The sequence below is a fragment of the Micromonospora sp. NPDC003776 genome (genome assembly GCF_053605645.1).
The window spans coordinates 1-6,616 of record NZ_JBSGJR010000400.1 but is presented as its reverse complement, the minus strand read 5'-3'; the positions used below and the strand labels follow the sequence as shown (position 1 = coordinate 6,616).

At 73.7% G+C, this 6,616-nt stretch carries 6 protein-coding genes; all 6 read right to left on the bottom strand.

Going from position 1 to position 6,616, the window contains the following annotated elements:
* Positions 1 to 172: 172 nt before the first annotated feature.
* A complete protein-coding gene (gene pheT, locus ACWEVO_RS26130) occupies positions 173 to 2,722 on the bottom strand; it encodes a phenylalanine--tRNA ligase subunit beta (RefSeq protein WP_452310150.1) in 2,550 nt (849 codons plus the stop codon).
* A 40-nt stretch (positions 2,723 to 2,762) separates the two neighbouring features.
* Entirely contained in the window at positions 2,763 to 3,824 is a 1,062-nt protein-coding gene (gene pheS / locus ACWEVO_RS26125) for a phenylalanine--tRNA ligase subunit alpha (RefSeq protein WP_452310149.1), read from the bottom strand.
* Between the two features lie 170 nt (positions 3,825 to 3,994).
* Positions 3,995 to 4,879: a TrmH family RNA methyltransferase gene (locus tag ACWEVO_RS26120; protein ID WP_452310148.1), complete on the bottom strand. Its 885-nt coding sequence runs from the start codon at positions 4,877 to 4,879 to the stop codon at positions 3,995 to 3,997.
* A 32-nt stretch (positions 4,880 to 4,911) separates the two neighbouring features.
* Entirely contained in the window at positions 4,912 to 5,304 is a 393-nt protein-coding gene (gene rplT, locus ACWEVO_RS26115) for a 50S ribosomal protein L20 (RefSeq protein ID WP_046564689.1), read from the bottom strand.
* Between the two features lie 32 nt (positions 5,305 to 5,336).
* A complete protein-coding gene (gene rpmI, locus ACWEVO_RS26110) occupies positions 5,337 to 5,531 on the bottom strand; it encodes a 50S ribosomal protein L35 (protein WP_007075851.1) in 195 nt (64 codons plus the stop codon).
* Positions 5,532 to 5,549: 18 nt separating this feature from the next.
* Positions 5,550 to 6,200: a translation initiation factor IF-3 gene (infC, locus tag ACWEVO_RS26105; protein ID WP_091263828.1), complete on the bottom strand. Its 651-nt coding sequence runs from the start codon at positions 6,198 to 6,200 to the stop codon at positions 5,550 to 5,552.
* Positions 6,201 to 6,616: the final 416 nt, after the last annotated feature.

The window sequence follows — 6,616 nt, the reverse complement described above, 5'->3', positions numbered from 1 at the left end:
CAACCGGCCGACGCCTCCACTTGCAACCTCATCCAGCCGATTGCATAAACAAGAAGTGGTGATCGCCGGCACGACACCGGCCCGGCCCGCATGCACCGGCACGGGCCGTTGCCCCGTTAAGAGGGGACCCTTCTTCTACCGGAAACGTTAAGAAGGTGCCCTTCCTTACACCTCAGGCGCCGCGCAGGGTGGCGCCGAACCGCTGCGCCGCGAGGGCCACCGCGGCGTCCCGCGCCGCGACCGCCTCCTCGACGGTAAGCGTCCGGTCCGGCGCCCGGAAGGTCAGCTTGTACGCCAGCGACTTCCGGCCCGCGCCGAGCTGCTCCGAGGCGTACACGTCGAAGAGGCGGACGCCTTCGAGCAGCTCGCCGGCCCCCTCGACCAGCGCCCGCTCCACCTCGGCGGCCGGCACCGACTCGTCCACCACCAGCGCCACGTCGATCAGCGCGGGCGGGAAGCCGGAGATGGCCGGCCCGGACACCAGCGGCGCGGCGGGCAGCGCGTCCAGGTTCAGCTCCATGGCGCTGGTCCGGCGGGGCAACTCCAGCGTCGCCACCACCACCGGGTGCAGCTCGCCCGCGTAGCCGACCGTGGTGTCGTCCACCCGCAGCTCGGCGCAGCGGCCGGGGTGCCAGGGGGCCTGCTCCCCGGCCCGGACGGTGACCCGGTCGGCCGGGATACCGGCGGCGGCCAGCACCATCCGGCCGGCCTCGACGGCGTCCGCCCAGCCGGCCGCCCGACCCGCGCCCCACCAGCCGGTCGGCTCCAGCTCGCCGGCCAGGGCCACCGCGACGTGCCGCGGCTGGTCGGGCACCACCGCGTCGGCGGCGGCGAACTCCTCGTCGGTGGGCCGCCGGTCCACGCCCATCGCCGGCGGGCTGCCGGCGCCCAGGCGCGGGTGGAAGACCGCCCCGATCTCGTAGATCGCCACGTCGCGCTGGCCCCGCCCGACGTTGCGCTTGAGGATGCCGAGCAGCGGGCCGAGCAGCGTGGTGCGCAGCAGCGGCTCCTCCTCGGACAGCGGGTTGGCCACCCGGACCGCCGGCCGGCGCGGGTCGTCGGCGGGCAGGCCGAGCTGGTCGGCGAGCTCGGCGGAGACGAACGGGTGGGCGAGGACCTCGACGTACCCGCGCTCGGCCAGCGACCGGGCGACCGCCCGGCGGCGCACCTGCTGCCAGGTCAGGCCCCGGCCGGCCGGCGCGGTCGGCAGCTCCGACGGCACCCGGTCGTACCCGTCGAGGCGGACCACCTCCTCGACCAGGTCGGCCGGGTCGGTCAGGTCGGGCCGCCAGCTCGGCGGGGTCACGCTGAGCACGTCGCCGCCGCCGGCCGCGCCCACCCCGGCCTCGCCCGGGTCCTCGCCGAGCCGGTCGGCGCCCCGGCTGACCGTGCAGCCGACCTGCTCCAGCAGCTCCACCACCCGCTCCGGCGGGTAGGTCACGCCGATCCGGCGCGACGGCAGGTCCGCGGGCAGGGTGACCGGGGTACGCGGCCGGACGTGGTCGAGGTCGAGGATCTCGTCCCCGACCGTGCCGCCGCCGTGCTCGGTGAGCAGCCGTACCGCCTGCTCCAGCGCGACCAGCGGGAGGGCCGGGTCGACGCCCCGCTCCCAGCGCTTGGCCGCCTCGCTGAACAGCTTGTGCCGCCGGGCGGTCCGGCCCACCATCGCCGGGTCCCAGTGCGCCGCCTCGAACAGCACGTTCGTGGTGGTGGCGACCACCTCGCTGGTCTCCCCGCCCATGACGGCGGCGAGCGAGATCGGCCCGGTGTCGTCGCAGATCACCATGTCCTCGGCGACCAGGGTGCGGGTCACCCCGTCCAGGGTGGTCAGCCGCTCCCCCGGCTCGGCGCGGCGGACCACCAGCGGGCCGCTGATCCGGTCGGCGTCGAAGGCGTGCATCGGCTGGCCGAGTTCGAGCATCAGGTAGTTGGTGATGTCGACCGGCAGCGAGATGCTGCGGATGCCGGCCACGGTGAGCCGCTGGGCCATCCAGCCGGGGGTCTGCGCGGTCGGGTCGACGCCACGGACCATCCGGGCGGCGAACCGGTCGCAGCCCACGGTGTCGCGCACCTGCACCGGGTAGGCCGGGTCGGCGGTGGCGCCGGGCGCCGGGGCGTCGGCCGGGTCGCGGAACGGCACGCCGAGGGCGTGCGACAGCTCCCGGGCGATGCCCCGCACGCTGAGCGCGTAGCCGCGGTCCGGGGTGATCTCCAGCTCGACCACGACGTCGTCGAGGCCGACCACCGGGCGGGCGTCGTCGCCCGGCTTGGCCGGGGTGTCCTCGGGCAACACGATGATGCCCGAGTGGTCGTCGCCGAGGCCCAGCTCCCGGGCGGAGCAGATCATGCCGTTGGAGTTGCGCCCGTACGTCTTGCGCGCGCCGATGGCGAAGTTCCCGGGCAGCACGCCACCGGGGAGGATCACCACCACCCGGTCGCCCGGGGCGAAGTTTGTCGCGCCGCAGACGATCTCCTGCGGCTCGCCGGTGCCGTTGGCGGCCCCGACGTCGACCTTGCAGAACCGGATCGGCTTCTTGAAGCCGGTCAGCTCCTCGATCTCCAGGACCTCACCGACCACCAGCGGACCGGTGACGGTCTCCCGCAGGTCCACGATCGACTCGACCTCGATGCCGAGGTCGACCAGCGCCTGCTCCAGGTCGCCGGCGGGCAGGTCGGCGGGGAGGTCGACGTACTCCCGCAGCCAACTGACAGAAACTCGCATGACTGTTAAACCACCGTCTCCGTAACTCGTGCCCGACCGTCTACGCGCCGAACGCGCGGGTGAACCGCACGTCGCCCTCGGCCATGTCCCGCATGTCGCTGACCCCGTGCCGGAACATCACGGTCCGGTCGATGCCCATGCCGAAAGCGAATCCGGAGTAGACCTCCGGGTCGATGCCGCAGGCCCGCAGCACCCGCGGGTTGACCATGCCGCAGCCGCCCCACTCGACCCACTGCGGACCGTCCCGGTGCTCCGGGAACCAGACGTCGAACTCGGCCGACGGCTCGGTGAACGGGAAGTAGTGCGGCCGGAACCGGGTCTTCGCGCCCTCGCCGAACATGGCCCGGGCGAAGTGGTCCAGCGTGCCGCGCAGGTGCGCCATGGTGATGCCCTTGTCCACCACCAGGCCCTCCACCTGGTGGAAGACCGGCGCGTGGGTGGCGTCCAGCTCGTCCGTCCGGTAGACCCGGCCGGGCACCACCACGTAGATCGGCGGCTTGCGGGTGAGCATGGTGCGCGCCTGCACCGGCGAGGTGTGGGTGCGGAGAACGAGGCCCGACCCCTCGGGGGCGATGTGGAAGGTGTCCATCAGGCCCCGCGCCGGATGGTCGGCGGGGATGTTCAGCGCGTCGAAGTTGGTCCACTCCAGCTCGACCTCGGGCCCCTCGGCCACCTCGTAGCCCATCCCGATGAACAGGTCGCTGATCTGCTCCATCAGGGTGCTCAGCGGGTGGCGGGCACCGCGCGGCCGGCGGTCGTACGGCAGGGTCACGTCGACCCGCTCCTCGACCAGCACCCGCGCGGCCCGCTCCTGCGCCAGGGTCTCCTGCCGGGCGGCGTACGCGGTCTCGATGGCGCGGCGGGCCTCGTTGACCCGCTTGCCGGCGTCGGCCTTGGCGGCCGGCGGCAGCGCGCCGATCTCCCGGCGGGCGAGCGACACCGGGGCACGGTCACCGAGGTGCGCGGGGCGCAGCGCGGTCAGCGCGTCCGGGTCGGCGGCGGCGGCGAACGCCTTCTCGGCGTCGGCCACGGCCGCGGCCAGGGCGTCCGGATCGAGCAGGGCGACCTGCTTCGGGTCGTACGGATCGTTGCGGTAGCTCATGGTGAACGGGCACTCCCTCACGGCGGTGCCGGCCCTCACGGGCGGCTAGGCGAGTCTACGGACGCGCGGCTTCGCCGCAGCCCGCCGGTGGGAGGTCCGCAGGGGGAAGGGTCAGGCCCGCCGCCCGCCGACACCGGCGGGCTGGCTAAACGAACGCCGTGGCGCGTTCATCATCCGGCTGACTCCCCTGCTCTTTCGCCCGCGCGGCCCGTCGGCCGGCGCAGTGCTCTCGCTGAAGCGTACAGGCAGACGGCCGCAGCCGCAGCCAGGTTCAGGCTCTCGGCGCGCCCGTGCAGGGGCACCCGGACCCGGGCGTCGGCCGCCGCGGCCAGCTCCTCGGGCAGGCCGTGCGCCTCGGAACCGAAGAGCCAGGCGGTGGGGGTGGCGAGCCGGCCGGCGTCGGCGAGGTCGTCCAGGTCGCTGTCGCCGTACCCCGTGGTGGCGAAGATCGAGAGGCCGGCGGCCCGGAGCGCGTCGACCGCCTGGCGCGGGTCGGCGGCGCGGACCACGTCGACGTGGAAGAGGCTGCCGGCGGAGGCCCGCACGCACTTGCCGTTGTACGGGTCGACCGCCTCGCCGGCGAAGACCACCGCGCCTGCGCCGGCGGCGTCGGCGGTGCGCAGCACGGTGCCGGCGTTGCCCGGGTCCCGGATCTCGGCGAGCACCGCGACCAGCCGCGGCCGGCGCGCGAGGGCCGCCGCCAGGGGTACGTCGAGGTGCCGGCAGACGGCGACCAGGCCCTGCGGGGCGACGGTCTCGGTGAGCGCGGCGAGGGCCTCGTCGGTGACCTCGGAGACCGGCACGTCGGCCCGGGCGGCCGCGGCCGCCAGGTGCGCGTACCGGTCGTGGGCGGCCGGGGTGCCGAAGAGCTCGACCACCGTGCCGGCGCGGGCCAGGGCCTCGCGGACCGCCTGCGGCCCCTCGGCCAGGAACCGGCCGGTGGTCTCGCGGTCCCGGCGGCGGTGCAGCCGGCGGGCGGCGACGACCCTCGGGGTACGCGGGGTGAACGGGCCGGAGACAGCGTCGAGGCGCCTCCCGCGCGCTGGTGACTGCATGGGAGACGCCTCGATCTGCTGGTGCGGGTGGATCAGGCGGCCTGGGCCGCGGCGCCACCGGTGCCCTCGGCCGCCACGGCGGCGCGGGCCAGCTCGACGATCGCGGCGAACGCCGCGGCGTCGTTGACGGCCAGGTCGGCCAGGATCTTGCGGTCGACCTCGATGCCGGCCAGGCGCAGGCCCTGGATCAGCCGGTTGTAGGTCAGGCCGTTGGCCCGGGCGCCGGCGTTGATCCGCTGGATCCAGAGCTGCCGGAAGTCGCCCTTGCGGTCACGACGGTCCCGGTAGGCGTACTGCATCGAGTGCAGCACCTGCTCCTTGGCCTTGCGGTAGAGGCGGGAGCGCTGACCGCGGTAGCCGCTCGCGGTCTCCAGCAGGGTACGACGCTTCTTCTGGGCGTTCACAGCCCGCTTGACGCGTGCCATCTCAACTCCTTCTTCGGTTCAGGTGGCGCGCGTCAGCGGCCGAGCAGCTTCTTGATTCGCTTGGTGTCGGCCTTGGCCAGTTCGACCGTGCCGGTCAGCCGCCGGGTCTGGGTGGAGGGCTTCTTCTCCAGGTTGTGGCGAAGGCCGGCCTGCTGGGCAACGATCTTGCCCTTGCCGGTCACCTTGACCCGCTTGCCCATACCCGTGTGGCTCTTCATCTTCGGCATGTGGAACGTCTCTCCCTGTTACTGGCCGCTGGTGTCAGCGGTCGGGCCGGTCTCACCGGCTGCTGCGGTCTCGCCGGCCGCCGGGGTCTCGCCACCTGCCGGGGCGGCCGACTCCTCCGCCGCGCGGTCGCGGGGCCCGCCGCGGGACGCCGTGGCGGCGACCGCGGAGGCCTTCACGGCCCGGTGCGGAGCGAGAACCATGATCATGTTTCGGCCGTCCTGCTTCGGCGCGGCCTCGACGTATCCCAGGTCCGTGATCTCGGACTCGAGCCGGCGCAGGAGCCGGTAACCCAGCTCCGGGCGGCTCTGCTCGCGACCGCGGAACATGATCGTCACCTTGACCTTGTCGCCCGCCTTCAGGAACCGCACCACGTGACCCTTCTTGGTCTCGTAGTCGTGCGGGTCGATCTTCGGCCGGAGCTTCATCTCCTTGATGACGGTCTGTTGCTGGTTACGCCGCGCTTCGCGCGCCTTGAGTGCGCTCTCGTACTTGAACTTGCCGAAGTCCATGAGCTTGCACACCGGCGGGCGCGCCATCGGCGCAACCTCGACCAGGTCCAGGTCGACGTCCGCGGCCAGCTGCAGGGCGCGCTCCAGCGGGACGATGCCCACCTGCTCACCCTCAGGGCCGACCAGTCGGACCTCACGTGCCCGGATCTGCTCGTTCACGCGTGGTTCGACGCTGATGGGGCCTCCTCGAGTCGAGTCTCCTACGGTGCCGACTCCGCGGGCTCCCGGGCGGGAGCCGACCCGGAAAGCAGAAGGCCCCGGCACATGCCAGGGCCCGCTCGACCGGTCGGCACGATCATATGATCGCGCATCCGGGACCGGGACGTGCCCGGAACCGGGGACCGGACCCGGCCACCTACAGGGGCGACTCGGGTGGGAGCAGGCGCTCCGCTTCGGGACCACCCACACGTCAGCGACGGGGGCAGTCTGGTCGACTCACCAACACTACACCTCCACTCCACCGGCCCCCAAACCGGGCCCGCGGCCTCCCGCCGGCGCGTCCCCACGCCGGCCGGTCCCGTGCCGCGCTAGGGGCCTCGTTCCCGGAAGTAGTGGCCATCCGGCGCCGGATTGCC

Excerpts from the sequence above, each read along its gene's own strand:
- pheT (WP_452310150.1), bottom strand. The coding sequence starts at position 2,722 with ATGCGAGTTTCTGTCAGTTGGCTGCGGGAGTACGTCGACCTCCCCGCC.
- pheS (WP_452310149.1), bottom strand. The coding sequence starts at position 3,824 with ATGAGCTACCGCAACGATCCGTACGACCCGAAGCAGGTCGCCCTGCTC.
- ACWEVO_RS26120 (WP_452310148.1), bottom strand. The coding sequence starts at position 4,879 with ATGCAGTCACCAGCGCGCGGGAGGCGCCTCGACGCTGTCTCCGGCCCG.
- rplT (WP_046564689.1), bottom strand. The coding sequence starts at position 5,304 with ATGGCACGCGTCAAGCGGGCTGTGAACGCCCAGAAGAAGCGTCGTACC.
- rpmI (WP_007075851.1), bottom strand. The coding sequence starts at position 5,531 with ATGCCGAAGATGAAGAGCCACACGGGTATGGGCAAGCGGGTCAAGGTG.